Genomic DNA, 22,879 nt, shown 5'->3' on the forward strand with positions numbered 1-22,879 from the left:
GAAACGTGTTTCCAGGAGAGCGAGATGAACAAGACAGCCCCCATCCTGCCCCGCCGCGCGGCACGGCTTTTGACCCTGCTTCCCGCCGCAGCGCTGGTCGCGGCCTGTGATGGCCCACTGGACTATGACCTCAGAGGCCAGCTTGGAGGGTTCAGCACCGCCCCGGCGGCGCAGAGTGCCACGGCCGACCGGCCGATGCCGGATTCCCGCGGGCTGATCACCTATCCCTCCTACCAGGTTGCCGTGGCTCAGCGCGGCGACACAGTGGCGGATGTGGCCACACGAGTTGGCCTAACGCCCGGTGAGGTCGCGCGGTTCAACGGCATGGAGCCCAGCGACACCCTGCGTAAGGACGAGGTTCTGGCCCTGCCCCGACGCGCGCCCGATAGCCCCGCGCGCTCTGGAACCCCCGAGCCAGGCGGCGTTGATATTGCTTCGCTGGCCGGTCAGGCCATTGACCGTTCGCCCAGTACCACGCCGAGCCCAGGATCGGTCACGACAACCACGTTGCAACCCACGGCACGCCCTGCTGACACGGTGCAGGTTCAGGACGGGCCTGAGCCGGTCCGCCACAAGGTCGTGCGCGGAGAAACCGCCTATACTATCTCCCGCCTCTATCAGGTCCCCGTGAGATCTCTGGCCGAATGGAACGGTCTGGGCAGCGATTTCGCGATCCGCGAGGGACAGTACCTTTTGATCCCCCTCAAGGATCAGCCCGCCCCAACAGCCACAGCCGCAGTGACAGCACCCGGTGCAGGCAGCGCAACCCCGACGCCCCCAAGTGCCACCAAACCGCTGCCCACCGAAGAGGTGGCACCTGCCTCGGAAGGGGCCGGTCCATTGCCAACGGTAGAGGTTCCCGAACCCACCCGCAGCAGCGACGCGGCCTTGGCCTATCCGCTGCAGGGCAAGATCATCTCGACCTACTCCAAAGGCAGCAATGACGGGATCGATATTGCCGGCAAGCCCGGTCAGGAGGTGAAAGCCGCAGAGGCAGGAACGGTTGCCGTCATCACCAAGGATTCCAACAACATCCCCATCCTGGTGATACGCCATTCCAAAGAGTTGCTGACCCTTTACATCAACGTCACAGACATCTCGGTCAAGAAGGGCGAGCGTGTCAAACGTGGGCAGCCCATTGCGAAGCTGCGCCCTGGGGATGACGCCTTTCTGCACTTTGAGGTGCGTTCCGGCACCGAGAGCCTGGACCCAATGGTCTATCTGAACTGACCGCTATCCTCAGACTGACAGACGGGGGGATCACGTATCTGTATCGCCCGCATCCGGGCGATTACCTGCGAACCCTGTCATGCCGGGAAACTCCGGTAGCCAGCCCTCCCGGCGCTGCGCCCAAAGCTCATAGCTCGGCACCAACCCGCCCGTCGCATCCAGCGCGCCAAGATGCACCTCAACCTCGCCATCGCTGCGGGCAAACACAGAAGAGCCACAGCGCGGGCAGAAATGGCGCCCCTTGTAAGACCCCGTGTCTCCGGTGACCGTGACCACCCCGTCAGAGAATACGGCGGCGGCATAAAACAGCGCGCCATGGTGCTTGCGGCAGTCAAGACAGTGGCAAATCCCCACCCGCAGCGGCGTACCATGGGCCAAAAGCCGCACCGCGCCGCACAGGCATCCACCCTGATATCTGTCCTCGCGCGCTTTCATGCCTCAGCGCAGCGATACGCCGTGCCGTCCGGCCAGATCGGTGAAATACTGCCACGCCACCCGGCCCGAGCGCGCGCCGCGGGTTGCCTGCCATTCCACCGCTTCGGCGCGCAGCACCTCCGGGTCGACCTTGATTCCATAGGCGGCGCAGTAACCGTCGATCATCGACAGGAATTCATCCTGATCGCAAGGATGGAAGCCCAGCCACAGCCCAAAACGGTCAGAGAGCGAAACCTTCTCCTCCACCGCTTCGGAGGGGTTGATCGCGCTGGAGCGTTCGTTCTCGATCATGTCCCGTGGCATCAGGTGGCGCCGGTTGGAGGTCGCATAGAACACCACATTCTCGGGCCGCCCCTCGATGCCGCCATCCAGTACCGCCTTCAGGCTCTTGTAGTGCTGATCATCATGGCTGAAAGACAGGTCATCGCAAAACAGGATGAACCGCTTGGAAGAGGCGCGCAAATGGTTCAGCAGCCGCGCCACAGATGGCAGATCCTCACGCTGCAGCTCTACCAGTTTCAGGTCGGGGTGATCGCCAACGAGTTTGCCGTGCACCGCCTTGACGAGGCTCGACTTGCCCATCCCCCGTGCGCCCCACAGGAGAGCATTGTTGGCCGCAGCCCCTTCGGCAAACCGGCGGGTGTTTTCAAGCAGTGTATCGCGCGAGCGGTCGATGCCAACCAGAAGCTCCAGATCAACCCGGCTCACCGCTTCGACCGGCGCGAGGCGGTCTGGAGAGACATGCCAGACAAAGGCAGGGGCCGCATCAAAATCCGGCGCCTCAAGCGGTGCTGGCGACATCCGCTCCAAAGCTTCAGCAATGCGGTTCAATGCCTCGTCACTCATTGGCACTTTCATCGGCTCCTCCATCCATTTCAGGGCTGTGACAAAGCACGTTCCGCCCCTCTCAACAAGAGGGCAACAACGCGCATGTCTTTGCTCAAGATGGTGAACGGGGGCGACACATGCGCGCCGCCCCCGTTCTTCTCTCGGTTCTGTGAGTAAGTGCCGCCTAAAGGTCCTCAATCATCCTTAGGCTGCTTGGGCCTGTTCCATCTCTTCGGAGAAGCTCTTGAAGAATTTGGCGGCCAGTTTCTTGGCGGTACTCTGGATCAGGCGGCTACCAAGCTGCGCCAGCTTGCCGCCGATATCGGCCTTGGCGGTATAGGACAGCAGCGTGCCGCCGTCCTGTTCGGTCAGCACCACCTCGGCGCCGCCCTTGGCAAAGCCCGCCGCGCCGCCATTGCCCTGACCTTCGAGCGAGAAGCGCTCGGGCGGGGCATCGGGCGACAGGGTCACCTGCCCAGAGAACTTTGCCTTTACCGGGCCGATTTTCAGGACGACCTTGGCTTCCAGCTCGGTGTCCGAATGTTTGATCAGCTCTTCGCAGCCGGGGATTGCCTTTTGCAGCACCTCCGGATCGTTGAGGGCCGCATAGACCTCGTCGCGCGGGGCGTTAATGAAGATTTCGTCGCTCAGTTCCATGTGGGGTTTCCTTCTAGCAACAGGGAAATTTGACGGTGGCCAGAACCTTGGCCTGCTCGTCACTCAATTCGGGGAAAAACCGCCGCCACAGGCTGCGGGTCAGGCGCAGGGTCAGATCAGCCATCTGCAACCTCCCCGCGCTGAAGCGCCCGGCGGCGCTGCACCAGTTCGGCGAGGATCGACAGCGCGATCTCATCCGGGGTGATGGCGTGGATATCGACGCCCGCAGGCGCCTTTATCGTGGCAAGAGCCTCAGGCGACACTCCCTTGTCCTGAAGACGCTGCGACAGGGTCGCAAACTTGCGACGGCTGCCGACAAAACCGATATAGCGCGCCTTTTGCGACAGCGCCCGGCTGAGGGCCGCCTCGTCTCCGCGTCCTTGCGTGGCAACCACCACGAAGGGTGCACTGTCCCAGATCGGGTGTTCATCGAAATGTTCCACCACCCGGTCGGGCATGGGCAGGTCGCTTTCCTGCGGACCGGGCAGGCACAGGGTGCGGTCGAATTCGAACCGGGCCGACAGTTCCACCAGCGCCTGCGCCACGGGGCCGGAGCCGCAGACCACCAGCGCGGGCATCGGCAGGACCGGTTCCACGAAGATATCCAGTACGCCCTTGCTGGGGCAGCCGTTGCGGGCGTATTTGATGCCGTCGCGTTCCTCTCCCGCGCTGACGCCCGCCTCTGCGAGCAATTCTTCAGGGCCGATCGACAACAGCTGCGGTGCGCCGGTTTCGATGGCTTCACGCGCGGCCCGGCCCACGGCGCCGCGCACGCAGCCACCGCCCAGAAATCCGACAACGATCTCGCCCTTGGCATCGATCAGGGCCTTGGCGCCCGGTTTGGCCGAGGTCGCCGCAACGGTCCGTACCACTGTGGCCATGGCAAAGGGCTCGCCTGCGCTGCGCCGTGCCTCGGTTTCGCGGGCCAGATCCTGTTCCAGGCGTGGTCCCAATGCTGAATGTCCTGCCATGATGAAACTCATATCGCCCCCAGTTTTTGATCGAGGCCCGCCAGCGCCTCCAGCGTGTTGGCCGCCTCGAACAGATCCAAGTATGGCAGCGCCGCCGCCATGCCGCGTGCAATCGGCTCGTAGCCCTTCCAGCCCTTCAGCGGGTTCAGCCAGACGATCCGGCAGCCGCGCCGCTTCAGCGCCTCCAGCGCCGTTGCCATATGTTCCGGCGGATCGCTGTCGTAGCCGTCCGACAGGATGATCACCACCGAGCGCCCATCGACGAAACGCCGCGCATAGGTCGCGGCGAAATGTTCCAGCGCGCCACCGATACGGCTACCGCCGCCAATGCCTTCGGCCATCAGCGTCACCCGGTTGAGCGCGCGCATCGGGTCCTCTTCGCGCAGGGCATCAGCAATACGCACGAGGCGGGTGTGAAAGAGATAGGCGTCGGAATTGGCATCCGCCCGCATCAGCCCCGCCAGAAAGGCCAGAAAGGGGCGCGCATAGACCAGCATGGATCCCGACACATCGCACAGCGCGACGATCTTCACCGGGCGGTCGGGACGGGTGCGCCGCGCCAGCCGCAGGGGCACGCCGCCGGTGGCCACGGCCTTGCGGATGGTGCGGCGGAAATCCACCGCCCTGCCCCGCCGCGCGGCCTTGCGCCTGCGAGATCGTTTGTCGCGCAGGGCCTGCCCCAACCGCACCGCAACCGCTTCGGCCTTGCGGATGTCTTCGGGGTCGACCAGATCGCGCAGATCCTTCTTCATCAGGTTCTTCACGTCCGAAGCCACCAGTCGCCCCGTACCGTCGCTTTCCGCCTCCCCGCCGCCGCTGCCACCGGGGGCCTGAATTGTGCCTGCACCCTCTGCCTCTGTCTCGCCTGCGTCCTTACGGGAGGAGCGCATGTCATCGTTCTTGTTTGTCTTGTCGCTGGGCACGGTCTTTTGCCGCACCCGTCCTGCATCCATCCAGAAACTGTCGAACAGCGTATCAAAGCGGTCCACATCCTCGGCCCGGCCTGCACAGACCGCGCGCAGGGCGGCGCGCGCCTCGGAGGGGTTTGCGGCCTCCACTGCACCCAAAGCGGCGAGCGCGGTGCCGGTTTCGGCCACGCCCAGTGCAAAGCCATGGGCGCGCAGATGTGCCATGAAGCCCGCAACGCGGGCGCCGGGGCCGGGATCGCGGCCTGCGAATTTGGTCACCCGGCTCATGCGGCACGCCCCGCCAGCCGCTGCGCGACCTCTACCGGAACCGCGCCGCGGTCGGCCTCGGTTTTCAAGAGCGTTGCCATGGCTGCCATCAGGGCGGCGGGATCTTCGGTCAGATCCGCAACGCCAAGGCCAGAGAGTGCGGCGGCAAAATCCAGCATCTCGGCCACGCCGGGTTTCTTCACCAGATCCTCCTTGCGCAGATCCTGCACGAAACTGACGATCTGGCCCGCCAATGCGGCGCTGAGGCCCGGACAGCGGGCGTCCAGAATAGCGAGTTCCGTCTTGCGGTCGGGATAATCCACATGGGCGTAAAGGCAGCGCCGCCGCAGCGCGTCCGACAAATCGCGGGTGCCATTGGCAGTGAGGATCACCAAGGGTCGGCTCTTGGCCGTGATGGTGCCAAGCTCAGGCACGGTGATCTGGAAATCGGCGAGCACCTCCAGAAGGTAGGCCTCGAATTCTTCATCGGCGCGGTCGATCTCATCAATCAGCAGCACCGGCGGCACCTCCTGGCGGATCGCCTGGAGCAGCGGGCGTTCCAACAGGTAGTCTTCGGAAAATATCTGCGCCTCGGCCTCCTTGCCCGTCTTGCCAGAGGCCTGGATCGCCAAGAGCTGGCGCTGATAGTTCCATTCATAGATCGCCTGGGCGGCATCCAGCCCTTCATAGCATTGCAACCGGATCAGCCGGGTGTCGCGCGCGGCGGCCAAGGCGCGAGCGATCTCGGTCTTGCCGACACCGGCAGCCCCTTCCAGGAGCAGTGGACGGCCCAAGCTCACCGCCAGATGCAGCGCCATCGCCAGATCATCCGAGGCGACATAGCCCTGTTCGGCCAAGTCTTTCTGAAGGTCGAGATAGGTCATGGGTCAGATCCGGCAGGTCACTGGGCACGGCCCCTATCGGGGTCGGGTTCGGCGGGGGGATGAGAGGCCGCGCATCGGCGGCCTCCCTCTTTTTCGTATGACTTAAGCCTTAGCCGTGCAGGCCCAGATCGTTGGCGGTCTTCCAGATCCGCCAGTGATCGTGGGGCATGTGGCTTTGGCGCAGGCCAAAGGCACGGAAGGCATCATGCACTGCGTTGGAGAAGGCCGGAACACCGCCCACATTGGGGCTTTCGCCCACACCCTTGGCTCCGATCGGGTGATGCGGGCTGGGGGTTTCGGTGTGGTCGGTGGTGTAATGCGGCGTCTCCACGGCCGTGGGGATGAAGAAATCCATCAGCGTGCCGGTCTTGCAGTTGCCCATATCGTCATAGGCGATCTCCTGGCCCATGGCGATGGCGAGCGCCTCTGTGAGGCCACCGTGGACCTGGCCTTCGATGACCATCGGGTTGATCCGGGTGCCGCAATCGTCCAGCGCGTAGAACTGGCGGATTTCATGCTCACCGGTGTCGACGTCGATCTCCATGACGCAGATATAGGCGCCAAAGGGATAGGTCATGTTGGGCGGATCATAGTAGCTCACCGCCTCCAGACCCGGCTCAACGCCCGGAATGGCCTGGTTGTAGGCCGCATAGGCGATGTCCTTCATGGTTTTGAAGCGCTCGGGCGCGCCTTTGACCACGAACCGGTCCACGTCCCATTCCAGATCGTTGTCGTGCACTTCCAGCAAGTAAGCCGCGATCATTTGCGCCTTGGCGCGGATCTTGCGGCCTGCCATGGCGGTCGCCGCACCGGCAACCGGGGTCGAGCGCGACCCATAGGTGCCCAGACCATAAGGCGCGGTGTCGGTGTCGCCTTCTTCGATGGTGATGCTGTCTGCGGACAGGCCGATTTCAGACGCAAGGATCTGCGCGAAAGTGGTCGCATGCCCCTGCCCCTGGCTGATGGTGCCAAGGCGTGCGATGGCCGATCCGGTGGGGTGGATGCGGATCTCGCAGCTGTCGAACATCCCCATACCGAGGATATCGCAGTTCTTCACAGGACCTGCGCCGACAATCTCGGTGAAATGCGTCAGACCAATGCCCAGAAGCTTGCGCGTCTTTCCGGCCTTGAAGTCCTCCACCCGCTGCGCCTGCTCGGCGCGCAGCTCATCGTATTTGACCGCTGCCAGCGCCTTGTCCCAGGCGGTGTGGTAATCACCTGAGTCATACTCCCAGCCCAGCGCAGACTGATAGGGGAATTGATCGGCCTTGATGAAGTTGATCCGGCGCAGCTCGGCTGCGTCCATGTTCAATTCCATCGCCAAGACTTCGATCATGCGTTCGATGAAATAGGCGGCCTCCGTCACCCGGAAGGAGCAGCGATAGGCCACACCGCCCGGTGCCTTGTTGGTATAGACGCCATCAACGCCCACATAGGCAACCGGGATGTCATAGGATCCGGTGCAGATGTGGAAGAAACCGGCCGGGAACTTGGTCGGGTCGGCGCAGGCGTCGAAGGCGCCGTGGTCGGCGGTCACATGGCAGTGCAGCCCGGTGATCTTGCCCTCCTTGGTGGCGCTGATCTTGCCCTTCATCCAGTAGTCACGCGCAAAGGCGGTGGCCATCAGGTTTTCCATCCGGTCCTCGATCCACTTCACCGGCTGGCCGGTGACGATCGAGGCCACGATGGAGCAGACATAGCCGGGATAGACGCCCACCTTGTTGCCGAAACCGCCACCGATATCTGGCGAGATCACGCGGATGTTGTGCTCTTCGATCCCCGACAGCAGCGAGGCAACGGTGCGCACCACGTGCGGCGCCTGGAAGGTGCCCCAAAGCGTCAGCTTGCCATTGATCTTGTCCATGCTGGCAACCGAGCCGCAGGGCTCCAGCGGGCACGGGTGGGTGCGGTGGTAATAGACCATCTCTTCGGCCACCACTTCGGCCTCGTCCAGCACCTGCTCGGTGGCTTCCTTGTCGCCCTCTTCCCAAAGGAAGATGTGGTTGTGATGGCGGCGGGGGCCGTGTGCGCCCTCTTTTTCATCCTTGATGTCTTCGCGCAGGACCACATCGGATTGCAGCGCCTCAAACGGATCCACCAGAACCGGAAGTTCCTCGTATTCCACTTCGACCAGTTCCACCGCGTCGGCAGCGATATAGCGGTCCTTGGCGACGACGAATGCGACCTCCTGGCCCTGGAACAGTACCTTGCCATCGGCCAGCACCATCTGCTTGTCACCGGCAAGGGTGGGCATCCAGTGCAGAGCCAAGGGTTCAAGATCCTTGGCGGTCAAAACCGCGACGACACCATCCAGCGCCATGGCGGCATCGATATTGATCGACTTGATGCGCGCATGGGCATAAGGCGAGCGGACAAAATCCCCGTGCAGCATGCCTGGCAGAATGACGTCATCCACATAGTTGCCCTTGCCCTGGGTAAACCGGGCATCCTCGACCCGCTTGCGCGAGCAGCCCATCCCCTTGAGATTGTCGATCCGTTCCTGACGATCCTCCAGATCCTTCATTGTGCTGCCTCCTTGGCTGCGTTCAGTTCGGCTGCGGCGGCGAGGATCGCCTTTACGATGTTCTGGTACCCCGTGCACCGGCAGAGGTTGCCGGCAATGCCGAAGCGCACCTCTTCCTCAGTCGGGTTCGGGTTTTCCTGCAGCAGGCGATAGGCCCGCGTGATCATGCCGGGGGTGCAATAGCCGCACTGGAGCCCGTGATGCTCGCGGAACATCTCCTGCAGCACATGCATGCCGTCAGGCGTGGCGATACCTTCGATGGTGGTAACCTCGGTCCCATCCGCCTGAACGGCAAACATGGTGCAGGATTTCACCGACTTTCCGTTGATATCCACCGTGCAGGCCCCGCAATGGGAGGTTTCACAGCCCACATGCGGTCCGCGCAGTTTAAGGGTCTCGCGCAGCGTATGCACCAATAGCTCGCGCGGCTCGGCGGCGACCTCATGTTTTTCGCCGTTCACCGTCAGGGTGATGATCTGTTTTCCCATGGTATCCTCCCTTAGGCCCGCGACCAGGCGCGCTCGATCGCGCGGCGCAGGATGACGCCAGCCACGTGTTTCTTGAATTCAACCGGTCCACGGTTGTCCTCGGTCGGGTCGATGTCGCCAAGCATCGCAGTGACTGCATCGCCCATGGCATCGGCGTCGCACTCGGAGCCTACCAGCGCTGCCGCCGCATCGGCCGAGAAGACTGGCGTGTCGCTGAGGTTGGTCATCGCGATCGACGCAGAGGCCACCTTGCCGTCCGCCTTTTCGATGATCACCGCAGCCGCAGCTGTTGCGTAGTCCCCGATCTTGCGCTTTTGCTTTTCGTAGGCCTGCCCGCCTTTCGGCGCGGCAAAGGAGATCTTGGTCAGGATCTCGTCATCCTCGCGGTCGGTCATGTAGGCCGCCTCGTAAAAGTCGCGCGCCTGAACCTCGCGGGTGCCATCCGGACCCTGCAGGGTAAAGGTCGCATCAAGGCACTGCATCAGGCCTGGCATATCGTTGCCCGGATCGCCGTTGGCCACATTGCCGCCGATTGTGCCCATGTAGCGCACCTGCGGGTCCGCGATCAGCAAAGCGGCTTCACGCATGATCGGAGCCCCGGCTGCCAAAGCGTCATTGGTGATCAACTCGTGCTGTGTGGTCATCGCGCCGATAGTGACCGTGCCGCCCTCGACAGAGATGCCTTTCAGTTCGTCGATGGACTGAAGGTCGATCAGATGCGGCACATCCGCCATTCTTAGCTTCATCATCGGAATGAGGCTGTGTCCGCCCGCCATCACGCGCGCGTCGTCCCCATGTTCCTCAAGAACCGCCAGCGCCGCCGCAATACTGCCGGGTCGGTGGTATTCAAACTCTGAGGGTATCATCCGTTTCCTCCCTGAATTCCGGATTGGCACTATTAAAGGTCCCCCAATCCCCCTGTGCGAGGCTGCGGGAACCACCGCCGAATGCGCGTTCACGAAATGCGAAAGAGCTGCACGAAGTGCGAAGGCTCCTCAAAAGGGGAGCGGAGCAGATGAAATACACGTTTTACGATATTCATAGGCAGCCTTGTCCACCAGAACTGCGCATGGAAGGCTGACTATGAGACAAACCAGGGAGGCGACGCAACGGGTATGACAAGGCAGCCAGTGACCGCCGCTGCCGAGAGTAGACATCAGACCGGGCCTACATCCCAAGTCTGTTTCGTACGTCAGCCAGGCGCGAGCGGCTGACAGGCACCTTGGGCAGGGCCGGTGTCTGCTCGAAATAGCAAACCCCATTGTCCTTTTTGCGCTCGAAACTGGTGACGTGGTCCAAATTCACAAGATAGCTGCGATGGGTACGAACAAAGGGCCCTGCGCCAATGCGCGTCTCTGCCTCGGAGATGGACCATGGACAAAAGAGTTTGCTCTCTCCGCTATAAAGAACCGTGTAATGCCCCTCGGCGCGGATTGCCGAAACGCTGGACGGATTGATGAAATGAGTACGCGAATCGGATTCATAGGGGATTCGGCACTCTGACAGCTGCACTGCCTCTTCCCCATGGGCAACGGCAACTGGGACGATTTCGTCCGCAGGCTCTAGGTCGGGGCCAGAGGAAACAGCACCCGCTTCTGGAGAGCCACCCAGTCGCGTTGCAAAGGTCACCCCCGACAAAAGAAAACTGCCGGACAGCACAAAGGCCGAAAGCGTCACGCCGAAGGCCAGCACGCCGCGGCTCATCGGGGGAACGAACGTGGCGTGGGCAGCCGACTGAGTGAACCCGGTCCCAGCCATGGCGATGAAGTGCACCGCAAAGACCGCGATGCCAAATCCAAACGTCCCAAGCACGATATTGCGGGCACTGCGGTGCCCATATGAAACCTGAAAGGACGCCATGCTCAGCGCAATGGAGGCCGCGAAGGCCATCACCACCTGTGGAACCGTGTAGCTTGGAACGCAAAGCTCCATGCCCGACATGCCGATGTAATGCATGGCCGCGATCCCACTGCCCATGATCACGCCAGCCAGCATGATCTTGGCCCGGGTACGGGTGCCAAAATGTACGATCAGCAGCGCCAGCCCCATGAACAGAATTGCCGTGAGCGCCGAAATCAGCGTGATCAGCGGATCAAAGTAATAGGCAACGGGCAGCTCCAGACCCAGCATGGCCACGAAATGCATTGACCAGATGCCACTGCCCAGGATGACCGCAGCGATGGACACAACGATCTTGCGCACCGGAACCGTCATCTGCGAGGCCCCCTGCAACAGCGACAGGCCAGAAAACCCGGCGATCAGAGCGATCGTGAGCGATGCAAGGACAAACAAGTGGTTGTGGCTGTAGTCGAGCAAAAAGGGCCTCCTTCCCCATTCAGCTCTGATGGCTGCACGCGGCGCACGCACCTCAATCAGAAGGCGCGCCGCCGACAACATAGACCTATAGTTGAAACCCCGTCACCACCCAATTGCACCAGCGTAAAAAAGAAGCGCGCCCCCGGGGACGCGCCTCACTTCTTTCTATGGACGTCTTATTTGTCGTCGTCCTTGTCGAACTCAGCCATCAGAGGGTCTTCTTCATCTTCATCGTCATAGTAGCCCTCGGCGCGCAGTTTCTCTTCTCGCTTTTTCTCGACCCGGCCCACCAGGAAGATCGAAATCTCGTAAAGACCATAGACCACGGTGAAGAGGATCAACTGAGTGATCACATCCGGCGGCGTTACCAGCGCGGCCAGCACAAGGATCGCCACAACTGCGTATTTGCGCACGGAGCCCAGCCCCTCGGCACTGACCAGACCAGCCTTGCCCATCAGGGTCAAAAGTACCGGCAACTGAAAGCACAGGCCAAAGGCCATGATGAACTTGAGCGTAATATCCAGTGACTCGTTCACCTTACCGAAAAACGTGATGCGCACACCTTCGGCAGTTTCCGGCACCACGGCTGCCTCGGTCGGCAACTCGTTTACGGTGCCCGACAGCAGATTGGCAAAGATCGACGAAACATCCGCAAAGCCGAGGAAGAAGGCCATCGCCAGCGGAGTAACGACGAAATGCGCAAAGGATGCGCCGAGCATGAACATCACCGGCGAGGCGATCAGGAAGGGCAAAAAGGCGTTCTTTTCGCTCTTGTAGAGACCCGGTGCCACAAACCTCCAAAGCTGGAAACCGATCACCGGGAAGGACAGCGCAAAACCGAACACCATGGAGATGCGGAACAGCGTGAACAGGTATTCCTGCGGGCTGGTGTACTGCAAGGTGGGCGAGGGATCGCCCAGCTCACGCAGGGTCGCCTCGATCGGACCCAGCAGGAACTGCAGGATCGGCTCGGCCACGGTAAAGGCCAGAACGATCCCGACGATAAAGGCCCCCACCGCCCGGATCAGGCGGGTGCGCAGCTCCGCCAGATGCTCTATCAGCGGCGCGGAGGAATCCTCGATCTCTTCGGATTGGCTCATGATTTGGTCTCTTTATCCTCAGCCGCAGGTTCAGCGCCTGCCTCAAGCTCCTTTTCGGCCGCTTCGGCATAGGCCAGCGCCTCTTGCGCCTCCTTGGCCTTGCGTTCTGCTGCAGCGCGTGCCGTAGCCGCCTGGATCTTTTTGGCGTCCGCTGCGCGCTCGGCAGCCAGCTTGCCGGTTTCGCTGTTCGCGTCGAACTTGGTCGGGTCGATGGATTTGGCCATATCCTGCGCCGCCTCCTTGACGCCGTCCATCGCGGTGCCGACCGGATTTGACGCGGCCTTCAGCCCCTGTGCCATGTCCTTTACGCCCGCTTCGTCGGCGGCATCGTTCATCGCGCGACTGAACTCGCGGGCCATGCCCTTGGCCTTGCCCACGAAACGCCCGACATTGCGGAACAGCACAGGCAGGTCCTTTGGGCCGACCACGATCAGCGCAACGATCCCGACCACCAGAAGTTCGGTCCACCCAAGATCGAACATGGGCGATTAGGCCTTGTCTTTTTCGGTCTCGGGCGTGATGTCCTTTGCCTCGACGGCAGCGTCCTGCTCGATTTCGTCCGTGCTGTCCTTTACGCCTTTCTTGAAGGCAGTGATGCCCTTGCCAACTTCGCCCATCAGCGAAGAAATCTTGCCTCGGCCAAACAGGACCAGGACCACGACGGCGATCAGAAGAATGCCGGGAAGGCCGATATTGTTGAGCATGTGAGTGTCTCCTTCTTGCCCGGTGCCCATCCGCACCGGTTTTACTCTGTCAGCACCGTTTCTACGGGCGCGAGGGGGGTGCGCAAAGACGCGCAAGACCTCCAGACGGTCAATCCGTGGCGAAAAAAGCCTGAATCATCTCCCGACCGAAACCAACTGACAGGTTTATGTCAGTTGTCCCCTGCTAGGTCCAGCCTGTCACATCGCATAGGAGACCAAAGAGATGACACAGACCAAAAGCACGCCCGCCAAAACGATCCCCGTGGCCGAGATCGTCACCTTTACCCTTGCGGGCGGAATCACCCCTGAGGCTTTTGTCGCGCTCAGCCAGGACAGCGAGGCTTTCGTACGCGCCCAGTCCGGCTTCATGTTCCGCCGCCTGTCCTGCGGTGCCGATGGCCGGTGGAGCGATCACGTGGTCTGGCGCGATCAAGCCAGCGCGCAGGCTGCGGCAGAGGCGTTTTCGAGGCAACCCTTTGCCACAGCGCTGATGCAGGCGATTGAGCCGGGCAGCATCGACATGCGCCACGAAGACATCCTGTGGCAGATGACGGCTTGACCAAATGGTGCGGCGCGGGCCAAGGCTAGGATCATGCGCCGCACCGACCGCCTGTTCGAAATCATCCAGATCCTGCGCGACGGAAAGCTGCACCGCGCGCAGGACATTGCCGCGCGGCTGGAGGTCTCGACCCGCACCATCTATCGCGACATGGACACGCTGGTGGCGTCCGGCGTCCCAGTCGAGGGGGAGCGCGGCGTCGGATACCTGGTGCGCGAAGCAATCACCCTGCCGCCCCTGACCCTGACACCCGAAGAGCTGGAGGCGCTGAACCTTGGCATGGCCATCGTCGCCGAAGCCGCCGATCCTGACCTCAAGGCCGCCGCGCAATCGCTGGCTGCAAAGGTGGACGCGGTACTGCCCGCAGAAACCATCGCCGAGGCAGATGCCTGGAAATTCGCCGTCTACCCCTTTGCCGATGCGGCGCGCGGCTTTGCCCAGATGCCCACCCTGCGGGCCGCGATCAAGGCGCGCCAGAAACTGCAGATCACCTACCGGCGCATTGACGGAGAGATAAGCCGCCGCAAGATCCGCCCTTTGCACATGGAATACTGGGGCCGCGTCTGGACCCTCACAGCCTGGTGCGAGGCGCGCGATGATTTCCGCGTCTTTCGCGTAGATCTGATCGAAGAGGCCACCGCCCTGCCCGAACTCTTCGTGGATGAACCGGGCAAAAGGCTCGCGGATTACGATCCGCACCGCTCGGGCTGACCGTGGTCAGGCATGAGCTGCGTCCGAGGTCGTGGGCGATCCTCAGGTCATTCACCGCGATGACGTAGAGCATTCACCACCGTCCGGAACGCAGGCAAGTTCTGGTGACGGCTTGGATAGTAGATGTGATAGCCGGGAAAGCGCTGTGACCACTCATCCAGCAGCAGCACCAGCGCCCCGCTGTCGATCTGATCGGCAACCATATCCTCCGGCACATAGGCAATGCCGAACCCATCGCAGGCCGCCTCGACCATGGTCGCGTCATCATCCAGGATCAAAGGCCCGTCCACGCGCACGCGGATTTCCTTTCCGTCCCGTTCGAACTCCCAGGCGTAAAGCCCACCTGCCGTCATCTGTCGGCGATTGATACACCGATGTTCCAATAGGTCTTGCGGCGTGTCCGGCGCACCATGAGCCGCCACATAGGCTGGCGAGGCGACCGCGACGAGCCGCCAATCCGGCCCGACACGCAGGGCGATCATGTCGTGTTCGACGCTTTCGCCCAGCCTTATGCCCGCATCAAACCGCTGCTCCACGATATCGCGAAAGCCGTTGTCGACATTGAGCTCCAGCTTGATGTCGGGATAGTCGCGCAAGACGCGGCGCAGTTTCGGCCAGATCAGCTGCGTCAGGGCATGATGCGACAAGGTCAGCCGGACAGATCCTGACGGCGTGTCGCGCAATTCCGTCAACGCGGCGATCTCCGCCTCGATTTCCCCCATGCGCGGCGCAAGCGTACGCCGCAGCCGCTCACCGGCTTCGGTGGTGGACACCGACCGGGTGGTGCGCGCAAGCAGCCGCATCCCCATCCGTGTCTCCAGCCGTTTGATCCGGTGGCTGAGCGTCGACTGCACCACCCCCAGCCGCGCCGCCGCACGGGTGAAGTTGCCTTCCTCCGCCACGGTGAGAAACCACATCAGGTCATTGAAATCGGTTTGAGACACAAACACTCCATTTATGGTCGGTATCGATAGCTTCTAGCAAAATGAGCCGCCTAATCAATAAATGTTTCTGGCCTCATAAAGGGTTCAGGTCACATCCATTCAGGAGACAACTCATGAAAATCATCCGATCTGCCGCCAATCCCTCGATGAAAGGACCCGCAGACTGGTTCACCGGCACCGTGCGCATCGATCCTGTCTTCCAGGCCGAGGCGCCCGGTCGCGTTGCCGGGGCGCATGTGACCTTTGAACCGGGCGCACGCACGGCATGGCACACGCACCCCGCAGGCCAGACCCTGATCATCACCTTTGGTCGTGGTCGTGTTCAGCGCGAAGGCGGCCCTGTGGAAGAGGTCAGCGCGGGCGATGTGGTGTGGTTCCCCGCAGGAGAAAAGCACTGGCACGGCGCCAGCGCCGAGACCGCCATGAGCCACTATGCCATCCAGGAAGCCATCGACGGCGAAAGCGTCACCTGGATGGAACATGTGACCGACGACGACTACGGCGCCTGAGCGACGGCCCGACAACAGACCGAATAGATGAGCACTACCATGATATTAAGTGAAACCTACACCCTGCCCAACGGGGTTGAAATTCCAAAGATCGGGCTTGGCACCTGGATGATCGAAGACGACAAGGTCGCCGATACGGTGAAGGCCGCAGTGGAGCTGGGCTATCGCCACATCGACACCGCGCAGGCCTATCAGAACGAACGCGGCGTGGGGGAAGGCGTGCGCAGCGCAGGAATCCCGCGCGAGGAGCTGTTCGTGACCAGCAAACTGGACGCCGGGATCAAGTCTTTCGGGGAGGCCAAAGCGGCAATCGATGCCTCGCTTGAAACCATGGGGCTTAATTACATCGACCTGATGATCATCCACAGCCCTCAGCCGTGGCAGAACTTTGGCGATGAGGATCGGTTCTTCGAGGGCAACCTTGCCGCGTGGAAAGCATTGGAAGAGGCCTACGACCGGGGCAGGCTCAAAGCGATCGGGGTGTCGAACTTCCAGAAGGAGGACCTGCAGAACCTGATCGACAATGCCAGCGTCAAGCCGATGCTCAACCAGATCCTGGCCCATATCGCCAATACCCCGTTCGACCTGATCGACTTCATCCGCACCAACGACATGGTGGCAGAAGCCTATTCACCCGTCGGGCACGGCGAGATCCTGAAGCGCCGCGACATCCAATCCATGTCCAAGAAATATGGCGTCAGCGTTCCGCAGCTTGCGATCCGCTACCTGCTGCAACTTGGCCTGCTTCCCCTGCCGAAGACCGCGAACCCCGATCACATGAAGATGAATTCCGAGGTGGCGTTCCAGATCACCGATGAGGATATGGAAACCCTGAAAAACGTGGAGAAAATTCAGGACTACGGCGAACACAGTGTCTTCCCCGTCTACGGCGGCAAGATCTAACGCCCCCCCCCGGCGGCGAAAGCGGCCAGGCAAGCCGCCACCATGTTTACGTTGCCTGGCGGGCGCGTTCAGCCACCCGTGCCCGGGAGGCAGCAAGCCGTGCCCTCGCGGCCCGCGCCCGGTCCGCCAGTCGATCGTCCGGCAGTTCCGGAGGGCATCCGCAGATCACATTGAAGCCTTTCAGATCGGTAAAGGCCCATTGCGCCGCCAAGAGTTGGTAGCTTTTCAGATCCCAGCCTGACTCATCGGTCTCAAAACGCATCCGCCAGTTTCCGCGCACGCGCACCGGCAGCCGCAATCGCCGGATGCGAAGCATGGCTTCGTGTCCACTCTTGGCCGTGCGCAGCCCTTGCGTGCGCATGGCCTTGATCCGTTCCAGCAGCCCGCCCACGTCCTTCAGGCGGCGACCGGCAAAAAGCACCTCGATCTCCGCATCGGGCTTGACGATTCCCTTGATAAGCAGGTCGCCACGGTTGTTGCGACTCAGGATGGGGATGAGTTCGACGGGAACGTCCCGCAGCTCGCGCTTGAACAGGCCAGAATCCTCGATCTGAGGTGTAATTTCGGCCCTATCTCTTCGTCGGTCCATGTTCCCGAAGTCCACGCATAGCTTCCCCAAGCGCGCAGAGGCGGATTGCTCAACAGCGCGCAGCCGCACAGACACCTAAGCCACACCGGTTAACAGGGCATTGAAGAGCGACCAATGCAAGACAGCAGAACACACTTGGACTTTGAAATGTAAGGCAGATTGAGCAAGGGGGCGGATCGTCGCCACCTCAAGGGAGCCCTGCCCTGTCCAAATTCAACCTACCACCAAACGAAAAGCGCCCGCCATCTGGCGGGCGCTTGATCGGTGCGTCTCCTGTTGCGTTCAGGCCTTTCTGCGGCGACGCAGCAAGCCCAGACCACCGAAGGCGCCGATCAGAAGAATGCCGGTGGCCGGAAGGGGAACCGGAGCAATCGACGATGTTCCCGAGATCGAAAACTGCTGCTCGCGCGGATATGTACTGAACGAATTAAAGGCCATATAGTCGTGCGACTGACGCAGGTTGCCTGCTGGAGCACTCACCCCCCAGTCAGCATAGGCGGCGACACTGTTCACACCCTTGTAGCCAAACCAGTAGGATCCCGCCGCCAGATTGAGGCTCAGGCCACTTACGATCACATCAAAGATCCGATAACTGCCGGCGGTTGCGATCTGGGAACCAGTAACGGACAGGTTCGTCATCAACAGCAGATTGTTCATAGCGCTGTCATAGATCCCGATGTCCAGGCGGGCCTGGGACAGATCTGAGTTCGTGAACCCGAAAGCAAATTGCACGCCTGTCACCGTCGTGTTCGCGCTCAGAGTGAAATCGTCAGCTACGGCATACTGGTTACCGACATTCCGGTTTACGCCTGATCCAACCACTCCATTGTCGAAAACAGTCGCGGCAAGGGCGCTGGAAGCAGACAAAGCAAGCGCCAACACTGTTCCAGCCAATTTCTTGACAATCATAAAACGTCTCCAATCATAAAGTGCTTCGAAAAAATGGTTAACCAATAGTTAACAAAGCACTGCTCAAGAGTCAACCTACACGGCGCGCGCCACTGCGGCCCTGCACTCCCTACCCTTTGGGAAAGACAAAGCACCGGTTGCGCGGCACGGTAAGCCACAGGACGCGGCCCACTTCGGGCAGGAACACGTTGGGCACCGTCACCTTCAGCAGCGATCCGTCAAAATCCATGCGAAATTCCACCAGGCTTTCATGGCCAAGGAAACGCGCGCGTTCCACCACGCCGCGGGCCGGGACGCCATCGCTGGGCGTGGGCAGTGGCCCCTTGCCGGCGCGGTCGAAATCGATGCGCACATGCTGGGGGCGAAAGACGATCTCTACGTCGGTGCCATCGGGCACACCGGGGGCCAGGAACTGCCCAAAAGGCGTTTCAGCCAGCGCGCCGTTCACCTGCGCGTTCAGCACGTTCACGTCACTGAAAAACGCCACTGCCGCCTTGTCTACCGGGCGGGTATAGACGTTATAGGGCGCGCCCTGCTGAACGATCCGCCCGCCCCGCATCAGGGCGATTTCATCGGCCATGCGCATGGCTTCTTCGGGTTCGTGGGTGACCAGCAGAACCGCCGTGTCCTCTTCGCGCAAAAGCGTCAGGGTTTCATCGCGAATGCCGTCGCGCAGGCGGTTATCAAGGCCCGAGAACGGCTCGTCCATCAGCATGATCCGCGGGCGCGGCGCCAGGGCGCGGGCCAAGGCCACGCGCTGTTGTTCGCCGCCTGACAGCTGGTGCGGATAGTCGTCGATGTATTTCGACAGCGACACCTTGGCGAGCAGTTCCTCCACCCGGGCGCGTTTCTGGTCCTTGGCGCCTTTGAGGCCAAAGGCCACGTTGTCGGCGACGCTCAGATGCGGAAACAGCGCAAAATCCTGGAACATCAACCCGATCTCGCGCCGCTCGGGCGGGACACGAAAGACGGTGTCGCAAATCAGCTTGCCATCCACATAGATTTCGCCCTCGTCCTGCATCTCGACGCCGGCGATCATGCGCAGGGTGGTGGATTTTCCGCAGCCAGATGGCCCCAACAGGCAGGTCACCTGCCCCGCCTGAATGGTCAGCGAGACATCATCCACCACAGGGCGCCCATCAAAGAACCGCCGGATGTTGCGGATCTCAAGCCGGGGAACCGGAAGGTTTGGCGGGGTGGATACGGCGGTCATTTGGCCTCTCACTGATGCCGATCAAAACAATCGGGATTGCCCGCAGATAGCAACCCCGCAAAGGCCGCGCAAGGGCGCCGTCTGCCTCCCTAGCAGCAGGAGGCGGCGGCCGTCCCCTCGTCGAAGGCATTGAAGGGCGAGGCCCCGCCACAGCCCGCGAAGATCCCATAGTGGTTGGAGAAATCCCCGATGAAGTCAAAATGCGGGGCAAGCCGCGTGTCCTGCAGCATCATCCAGGTGTTGCCGCAGACTGGGAAGACCTTGCCCGCCTCGATCACATGGTGGTCGTCCAGTTTCAGCGCATGGGGGTTGTGCGGGATAGTGCCCTTGTAGATCACCGCCTGGCCGTAGTCTTCGCAATCGGGCTCCAGCTGGGGCAATTTGAACAGCCGGTAGGTGGCCGAGAGGAACTTGAGCGGTGCTACCCGCGCCTCGAGCTTGGGGTTCTCGATGGTCAGGGGGCGGGCGGTCACCATGCGCGGATCTTTGAACCCGGCCTCGCGCGCCAAGCGCAGGAAGTCGTTCCAGTAAAGCGCGCCGGACAGACATTCGCCATACAGAACCTCGTCTTTCGCCATCGCCTCGGGCACGCGGCGGTCGGCGTAGACATCCGAGAAATACATCTCGCCGCCCTCCTTCAAGAGCCGATGCGCGCCGCGCAGCACCGCGCCCTTGTCGGTCGCCAGATTGATCACGCAGTTGGAGACGATGACATCAAAAGATCCCGGCTCAAGGTCCAGCTCATCCAGTTTCTCGATATAGCCGTGATGGAATTCGACATTGCTGGCGACATGGCCAAAGGCCGCCGCGTGATAATCGCGGTGGCGCGTCGCCACCTCAAGCTGGGCGGGGGTCATGTCTACGCCCACGACGCGGCCCTTTTCCCCAACCATGGCCGACAGCGCATAGACATCGCGCCCCGCACCGCAGCCCAGATCCAGCACCGAGGCCCCTTCCAAGGCCTCAGGCGCGATCAGACCACAGCCGTAATAGCGGGTCAGCACCTCGTCATGGATCTGCGACAGGATCGCCTTGACGTGATCGGGCATGTCGTCCGGCGTGCAGCAGGCATTGGTTTGCAGATCTTCGCTGCCCTGCAGGACCTCGCCATAATAATTCTGCACGCTTTCATGTTTCATCGCTGGGCCTTTCACTGTCTTTTCCGGCTCATGGGTATCCTGCGCCCCGGCTTCGAACAAGCGGCAGAGCGCCGCAGTGACGCAAGCGTGAAGCCCCCTACCCTGTCAGATCAAACACAGCCTCGGCCCGCACGGTGCCATTGACCAGCACCTCGAAGCGGTGCGCTCCGGGAACAAGCGTGAAGGTGGTGGCGTCCCCTTTCATGCGGTGACGTTTGACAAGGGTCAGTCGCCCATTGTTCAGCCGTGCCTGTTTCAGCTTGAACACCTTGGCCGAGAGTTTGCCGCCAGGGCGCTGGAAGTGCAGCCGATAGTCCACCAGCACCGGCTGGTCCTCTGCCCCAAACAGATCGACCGAGAAGGACAACGCTCCGCCTATGGGGACCGATGCCGCATCGAGCGTGATCTGAGCCGTGACCGGTGCCTCCGGGTCATAACCCAAGAGGCCCAGCGCGCCTGCATGACCTGCCTTGACCAACCCGCGGCAGGCATGGGCGGTGATCCAGTCCATTTCCTTTTGTGCCTGCTGCCCTGCATCGCGCCAGCGGCGTAGGGTCTCGACCACGAGATCCGGGTCTTTCTTGGCAATGTCATTCAGGTGATTGGCGACCGAGCGGGTGACAAACCGCGTGGGGTCCCGATGCAGCCGGTCCAACAGCGGCAAGGGCGCACGCAGATCCAGCGTAATGCCCAGCCCCCAAGGCAGACGCGGCCGCGTGCCCTCGCTGGCCAGCCGCCGCACATGATAGTGCTCATGCTCTGCCCAGTCCTGCATCCGCGCGAGGGTCAGATCAGGCCAGCGGTTGAGGAAAGGACGGATCGCATATTCCATGGAAAACCGCTGTGTCAGTTGTTCCAGTAGGTCCAGCGACAGGTCGGGATGGTCCTCCAGCCCCTTTGCCACCACGAATTCGCCCAAGGGCGCAAAAATGAAATCGCCGAAATCATCGTCACGCCTGCCAGGATTTAGCGGCGGCGGCAGGGCGGCGCGCAACACCGGCGCCACATCCGGCAGCGGGGCGCTGTAGTGGCCTTGCAGAACCTCAGCGATCCATTGGATGCGCTGTTTTAGCTCCAGTTCTGGCAGACGCTCCATCACCTGCGCCTCGAACCTGGGCGCATCGAACTCCGGATCCACGGCAGCAAAAAGACCCGCCAGATAGCGGGTCTTTTCCAGGTTGAACAGCTGGTCCTTCAGAGAAAAACCGCTAGCCATCCCCTTACAGCGTCATATTCGCAGCGCCGCCATCCAGCAGGATGTTCTGGCCGACGATGAAACCTGCGTGCTGCGAACACAGGAAGGCGCAGGCCGCGCCAAATTCCTGCCGCGTACCATAGCGATGCGCCGGGATGGTCGCTTCGCGCTGCGCCTTGGCTTCTTCGATCGAAATGCCCTGCTGGCTGGCAACGCCGGTGTCCAGCGACACCGCACGGTCGGTCGCATGGATGCCCGGCAGAAGGTTGTTGATGGTGACCCCCTTGCCCGCAACCTGCCGCGAGGTACCCGCGACATAGCCAGTCAGACCCGCACGCGCCGAGTTCGACAGGCCCAGCACCGCGATGGGCGCCTTCACCGATTGCGAGGTGATATTCACCACCCGGCCCCAACCCTTGTCCATCATGCCGGGCAGCAGCGCCTTCATCAGGGCGATCGGCGCCAGCATATTGGCATCCAGCGCCTTGATGAAATCCTCGCGCTCCCAGTCGGACCACATGCCCGGCGGCGGGCCGCCTGCATTTGTCACGAGGATATCCACATTGCCTGCAGCATCCAGAACCGCCTTTTGCCCTTCGGGCGTGGTCACATCGGCGGCCACGGTTTGCACGTCGACACCATAGGTATCGCGGATGCCTTGCGCGGCGGCCAGCAGCGCCTCTTCACCGCGGGCGTTCATCACCAGGTTCACACCGGCTTCGGCCAGCGCCTCGGCGCAGCCAAGGCCCAGCCCCTTGCTGCTGGCACAGACCAATGCGCGCTTGCCTGCAATTCCAAGATCCATGTTCGTCCTCCATAAGGATTCTGCGTTTCCGACGAGAGATTGCACGTTCCTTAGCGGAATGACCAGCCTGTCGGACGTGGTCCGAATTTCT

Annotated in this window: 25 protein-coding genes; 5 read left to right on the plus strand and 20 right to left on the minus strand. The window is 61.8% G+C overall.

Annotated features, from left to right (window positions below):
* Nucleotides 1-24: 24 nt before the first annotated feature.
* Complete coding sequence (locus tag INS80_RS18545) at nt 25-1,230, plus strand: M23 family metallopeptidase (protein WP_192967034.1); 1,206 nt, start codon at nt 25-27, stop codon at nt 1,228-1,230.
* 30 nt (nt 1,231-1,260) lie between these two features.
* Here the strand turns inward: INS80_RS18545 and INS80_RS18550 are convergent, their stop codons facing one another.
* The 13 genes from INS80_RS18550 to tatA all read right to left on the minus strand — a co-directional run bounded on the left by INS80_RS18550 (nt 1,261) and on the right by tatA (nt 13,312).
* Entirely contained in the window at nt 1,261-1,665 is a 405-nt protein-coding gene (locus INS80_RS18550; RefSeq protein ID WP_192967035.1) for a GFA family protein, read from the minus strand.
* A gap of 3 nt (nt 1,666-1,668) precedes the next feature.
* Nucleotides 1,669-2,511 carry an ATP-binding protein gene (locus INS80_RS18555; protein ID WP_192967347.1) on the minus strand — a complete coding sequence of 281 codons (843 nt, stop codon included), beginning with the start codon at nt 2,509-2,511 and terminating at the stop codon, nt 1,669-1,671.
* A 186-nt stretch (nt 2,512-2,697) separates the two neighbouring features.
* Nucleotides 2,698-3,150 carry an SRPBCC family protein gene (locus INS80_RS18560; RefSeq protein WP_192967036.1) on the minus strand — a complete coding sequence of 151 codons (453 nt, stop codon included), beginning with the start codon at nt 3,148-3,150 and terminating at the stop codon, nt 2,698-2,700.
* A gap of 116 nt (nt 3,151-3,266) precedes the next feature.
* Nucleotides 3,267-4,121, minus strand: a complete 855-nt coding sequence (locus INS80_RS18565; protein ID WP_192967037.1) for an XdhC family protein — start codon at nt 4,119-4,121, stop codon at nt 3,267-3,269.
* Between the two features lie 8 nt (nt 4,122-4,129).
* Complete coding sequence (locus INS80_RS18570) at nt 4,130-5,317, minus strand: vWA domain-containing protein (protein ID WP_192967038.1); 1,188 nt, start codon at nt 5,315-5,317, stop codon at nt 4,130-4,132.
* On the minus strand, nt 5,314-6,180 hold the full coding sequence (locus INS80_RS18575; protein ID WP_192967039.1) for an AAA family ATPase: 867 nt from the start codon (nt 6,178-6,180) through the stop codon (nt 5,314-5,316). Before INS80_RS18575 ends, INS80_RS18570 begins: the two co-directional genes overlap by 4 nt.
* A 109-nt stretch (nt 6,181-6,289) precedes the next feature.
* On the minus strand, nt 6,290-8,704 hold the full coding sequence (locus tag INS80_RS18580) for an aerobic carbon-monoxide dehydrogenase large subunit (protein ID WP_192967040.1): 2,415 nt from the start codon (nt 8,702-8,704) through the stop codon (nt 6,290-6,292).
* Nucleotides 8,701-9,192, minus strand: coding sequence for a (2Fe-2S)-binding protein (locus tag INS80_RS18585; RefSeq protein ID WP_192967041.1), 492 nt, complete (start codon nt 9,190-9,192; stop codon nt 8,701-8,703). The genes INS80_RS18580 and INS80_RS18585 overlap by 4 nt, the downstream gene beginning before the upstream one ends.
* Before the next feature lie 11 nt (nt 9,193-9,203).
* Complete coding sequence (locus INS80_RS18590) at nt 9,204-10,058, minus strand: FAD binding domain-containing protein (RefSeq protein WP_192967042.1); 855 nt, start codon at nt 10,056-10,058, stop codon at nt 9,204-9,206.
* Between the two features lie 301 nt (nt 10,059-10,359).
* The gene (locus tag INS80_RS18595; RefSeq protein WP_192967043.1) at nt 10,360-11,508 is read right to left on the minus strand and encodes an MHYT domain-containing protein; all 1,149 of its coding nucleotides are present in this window, start codon (nt 11,506-11,508) and stop codon (nt 10,360-10,362) included.
* 176 nt (nt 11,509-11,684) lie between these two features.
* Complete coding sequence (gene tatC / locus INS80_RS18600) at nt 11,685-12,608, minus strand: twin-arginine translocase subunit TatC (RefSeq protein ID WP_192967044.1); 924 nt, start codon at nt 12,606-12,608, stop codon at nt 11,685-11,687.
* On the minus strand, nt 12,605-13,090 hold the full coding sequence (gene tatB / locus INS80_RS18605; RefSeq protein WP_192967045.1) for a Sec-independent protein translocase protein TatB: 486 nt from the start codon (nt 13,088-13,090) through the stop codon (nt 12,605-12,607). Before tatB ends, tatC begins: the two co-directional genes overlap by 4 nt.
* A gap of 6 nt (nt 13,091-13,096) precedes the next feature.
* Nucleotides 13,097-13,312 carry a twin-arginine translocase TatA/TatE family subunit gene (tatA, locus tag INS80_RS18610; protein ID WP_192967046.1) on the minus strand — a complete coding sequence of 72 codons (216 nt, stop codon included), beginning with the start codon at nt 13,310-13,312 and terminating at the stop codon, nt 13,097-13,099.
* A gap of 223 nt (nt 13,313-13,535) precedes the next feature.
* Here tatA and INS80_RS18615 point away from each other — a divergent pair, with 223 nt between their 5' ends.
* Nucleotides 13,536-13,871 (plus strand): hypothetical protein, encoded by a 336-nt coding sequence (locus INS80_RS18615; RefSeq protein ID WP_192967047.1) that lies wholly within the window; start codon nt 13,536-13,538, stop codon nt 13,869-13,871.
* Nucleotides 13,872-13,904: 33 nt separating this feature from the next.
* Nucleotides 13,905-14,582 (plus strand): helix-turn-helix transcriptional regulator, encoded by a 678-nt coding sequence (locus INS80_RS18620; RefSeq protein WP_192967048.1) that lies wholly within the window; start codon nt 13,905-13,907, stop codon nt 14,580-14,582.
* A gap of 47 nt (nt 14,583-14,629) precedes the next feature.
* Here the strand turns inward: INS80_RS18620 and INS80_RS18625 are convergent, their stop codons facing one another.
* Nucleotides 14,630-15,526 carry a LysR family transcriptional regulator gene (locus INS80_RS18625; RefSeq protein WP_192967049.1) on the minus strand — a complete coding sequence of 299 codons (897 nt, stop codon included), beginning with the start codon at nt 15,524-15,526 and terminating at the stop codon, nt 14,630-14,632.
* A gap of 113 nt (nt 15,527-15,639) precedes the next feature.
* On the opposite strand from INS80_RS18625, the gene INS80_RS18630 reads away from it, so the two are divergent.
* Nucleotides 15,640-16,035, plus strand: a complete 396-nt coding sequence (locus INS80_RS18630) for a (R)-mandelonitrile lyase (protein WP_192967050.1) — start codon at nt 15,640-15,642, stop codon at nt 16,033-16,035.
* A 27-nt stretch (nt 16,036-16,062) separates the two neighbouring features.
* Nucleotides 16,063-16,938: an aldo/keto reductase gene (locus tag INS80_RS18635; RefSeq protein WP_226892672.1), complete on the plus strand. Its 876-nt coding sequence runs from the start codon at nt 16,063-16,065 to the stop codon at nt 16,936-16,938.
* 46 nt (nt 16,939-16,984) lie between these two features.
* Here INS80_RS18635 and INS80_RS18640 read toward each other — a convergent pair whose 3' ends face one another.
* The 6 genes from INS80_RS18640 to INS80_RS18665 form a co-directional block, all read right to left on the minus strand.
* Nucleotides 16,985-17,527: a hypothetical protein gene (locus INS80_RS18640; RefSeq protein ID WP_192967051.1), complete on the minus strand. Its 543-nt coding sequence runs from the start codon at nt 17,525-17,527 to the stop codon at nt 16,985-16,987.
* 282 nt (nt 17,528-17,809) lie between these two features.
* On the minus strand, nt 17,810-18,436 hold the full coding sequence (locus tag INS80_RS18645; protein ID WP_192967052.1) for a VPLPA-CTERM sorting domain-containing protein: 627 nt from the start codon (nt 18,434-18,436) through the stop codon (nt 17,810-17,812).
* A gap of 109 nt (nt 18,437-18,545) precedes the next feature.
* Nucleotides 18,546-19,649 (minus strand): ABC transporter ATP-binding protein, encoded by a 1,104-nt coding sequence (locus INS80_RS18650; protein WP_192967053.1) that lies wholly within the window; start codon nt 19,647-19,649, stop codon nt 18,546-18,548.
* An 89-nt stretch (nt 19,650-19,738) separates the two neighbouring features.
* A complete protein-coding gene (locus INS80_RS18655) occupies nt 19,739-20,788 on the minus strand; it encodes a methyltransferase domain-containing protein (RefSeq protein ID WP_192967054.1) in 1,050 nt (349 codons plus the stop codon).
* Nucleotides 20,789-20,885: 97 nt separating this feature from the next.
* A complete protein-coding gene (locus tag INS80_RS18660; RefSeq protein ID WP_192967055.1) occupies nt 20,886-22,004 on the minus strand; it encodes a DNA alkylation repair protein in 1,119 nt (372 codons plus the stop codon).
* A 4-nt stretch (nt 22,005-22,008) separates the two neighbouring features.
* Nucleotides 22,009-22,788, minus strand: coding sequence for an SDR family oxidoreductase (locus INS80_RS18665; RefSeq protein WP_192967056.1), 780 nt, complete (start codon nt 22,786-22,788; stop codon nt 22,009-22,011).
* Between the last annotated feature and the right edge of the window lie 91 nt (nt 22,789-22,879).

Origin of the sequence: Phycobacter azelaicus (assembly GCF_014884385.1) — a bacterium.
Classification (GTDB): Bacteria; Pseudomonadota; Alphaproteobacteria; order Rhodobacterales; family Rhodobacteraceae; genus Phycobacter; species Phycobacter azelaicus.

Coding starts and splice junctions, on each gene's coding strand:
- INS80_RS18545 (WP_192967034.1), top strand. CDS start 25: ATGAACAAGACAGCCCCCATCCTGCCCCGCCGCGCGGCACGGCTTTTG.
- INS80_RS18550 (WP_192967035.1), bottom strand. CDS start 1,665: ATGAAAGCGCGCGAGGACAGATATCAGGGTGGATGCCTGTGCGGCGCG.
- INS80_RS18555 (WP_192967347.1), bottom strand. CDS start 2,511: ATGAGTGACGAGGCATTGAACCGCATTGCTGAAGCTTTGGAGCGGATG.
- INS80_RS18560 (WP_192967036.1), bottom strand. CDS start 3,150: ATGGAACTGAGCGACGAAATCTTCATTAACGCCCCGCGCGACGAGGTC.
- INS80_RS18565 (WP_192967037.1), bottom strand. CDS start 4,121: ATGGCAGGACATTCAGCATTGGGACCACGCCTGGAACAGGATCTGGCC.
- INS80_RS18570 (WP_192967038.1), bottom strand. CDS start 5,317: ATGAGCCGGGTGACCAAATTCGCAGGCCGCGATCCCGGCCCCGGCGCC.
- INS80_RS18575 (WP_192967039.1), bottom strand. CDS start 6,180: ATGACCTATCTCGACCTTCAGAAAGACTTGGCCGAACAGGGCTATGTC.
- INS80_RS18580 (WP_192967040.1), bottom strand. CDS start 8,704: ATGAAGGATCTGGAGGATCGTCAGGAACGGATCGACAATCTCAAGGGG.
- INS80_RS18585 (WP_192967041.1), bottom strand. CDS start 9,192: ATGGGAAAACAGATCATCACCCTGACGGTGAACGGCGAAAAACATGAG.
- INS80_RS18590 (WP_192967042.1), bottom strand. CDS start 10,058: ATGATACCCTCAGAGTTTGAATACCACCGACCCGGCAGTATTGCGGCG.
- tatC (WP_192967044.1), bottom strand. CDS start 12,608: ATGAGCCAATCCGAAGAGATCGAGGATTCCTCCGCGCCGCTGATAGAG.
- tatB (WP_192967045.1), bottom strand. CDS start 13,090: ATGTTCGATCTTGGGTGGACCGAACTTCTGGTGGTCGGGATCGTTGCG.
- tatA (WP_192967046.1), bottom strand. CDS start 13,312: ATGCTCAACAATATCGGCCTTCCCGGCATTCTTCTGATCGCCGTCGTG.
- INS80_RS18615 (WP_192967047.1), top strand. CDS start 13,536: ATGACACAGACCAAAAGCACGCCCGCCAAAACGATCCCCGTGGCCGAG.
- INS80_RS18620 (WP_192967048.1), top strand. CDS start 13,905: ATGCGCCGCACCGACCGCCTGTTCGAAATCATCCAGATCCTGCGCGAC.
- INS80_RS18630 (WP_192967050.1), top strand. CDS start 15,640: ATGAAAATCATCCGATCTGCCGCCAATCCCTCGATGAAAGGACCCGCA.
- INS80_RS18635 (WP_226892672.1), top strand. CDS start 16,063: ATGAGCACTACCATGATATTAAGTGAAACCTACACCCTGCCCAACGGG.
- INS80_RS18640 (WP_192967051.1), bottom strand. CDS start 17,527: ATGGACCGACGAAGAGATAGGGCCGAAATTACACCTCAGATCGAGGAT.
- INS80_RS18645 (WP_192967052.1), bottom strand. CDS start 18,436: ATGATTGTCAAGAAATTGGCTGGAACAGTGTTGGCGCTTGCTTTGTCT.
- INS80_RS18650 (WP_192967053.1), bottom strand. CDS start 19,649: ATGACCGCCGTATCCACCCCGCCAAACCTTCCGGTTCCCCGGCTTGAG.
- INS80_RS18655 (WP_192967054.1), bottom strand. CDS start 20,788: ATGAAACATGAAAGCGTGCAGAATTATTATGGCGAGGTCCTGCAGGGC.
- INS80_RS18660 (WP_192967055.1), bottom strand. CDS start 22,004: ATGGCTAGCGGTTTTTCTCTGAAGGACCAGCTGTTCAACCTGGAAAAG.
- INS80_RS18665 (WP_192967056.1), bottom strand. CDS start 22,788: ATGGATCTTGGAATTGCAGGCAAGCGCGCATTGGTCTGTGCCAGCAGC.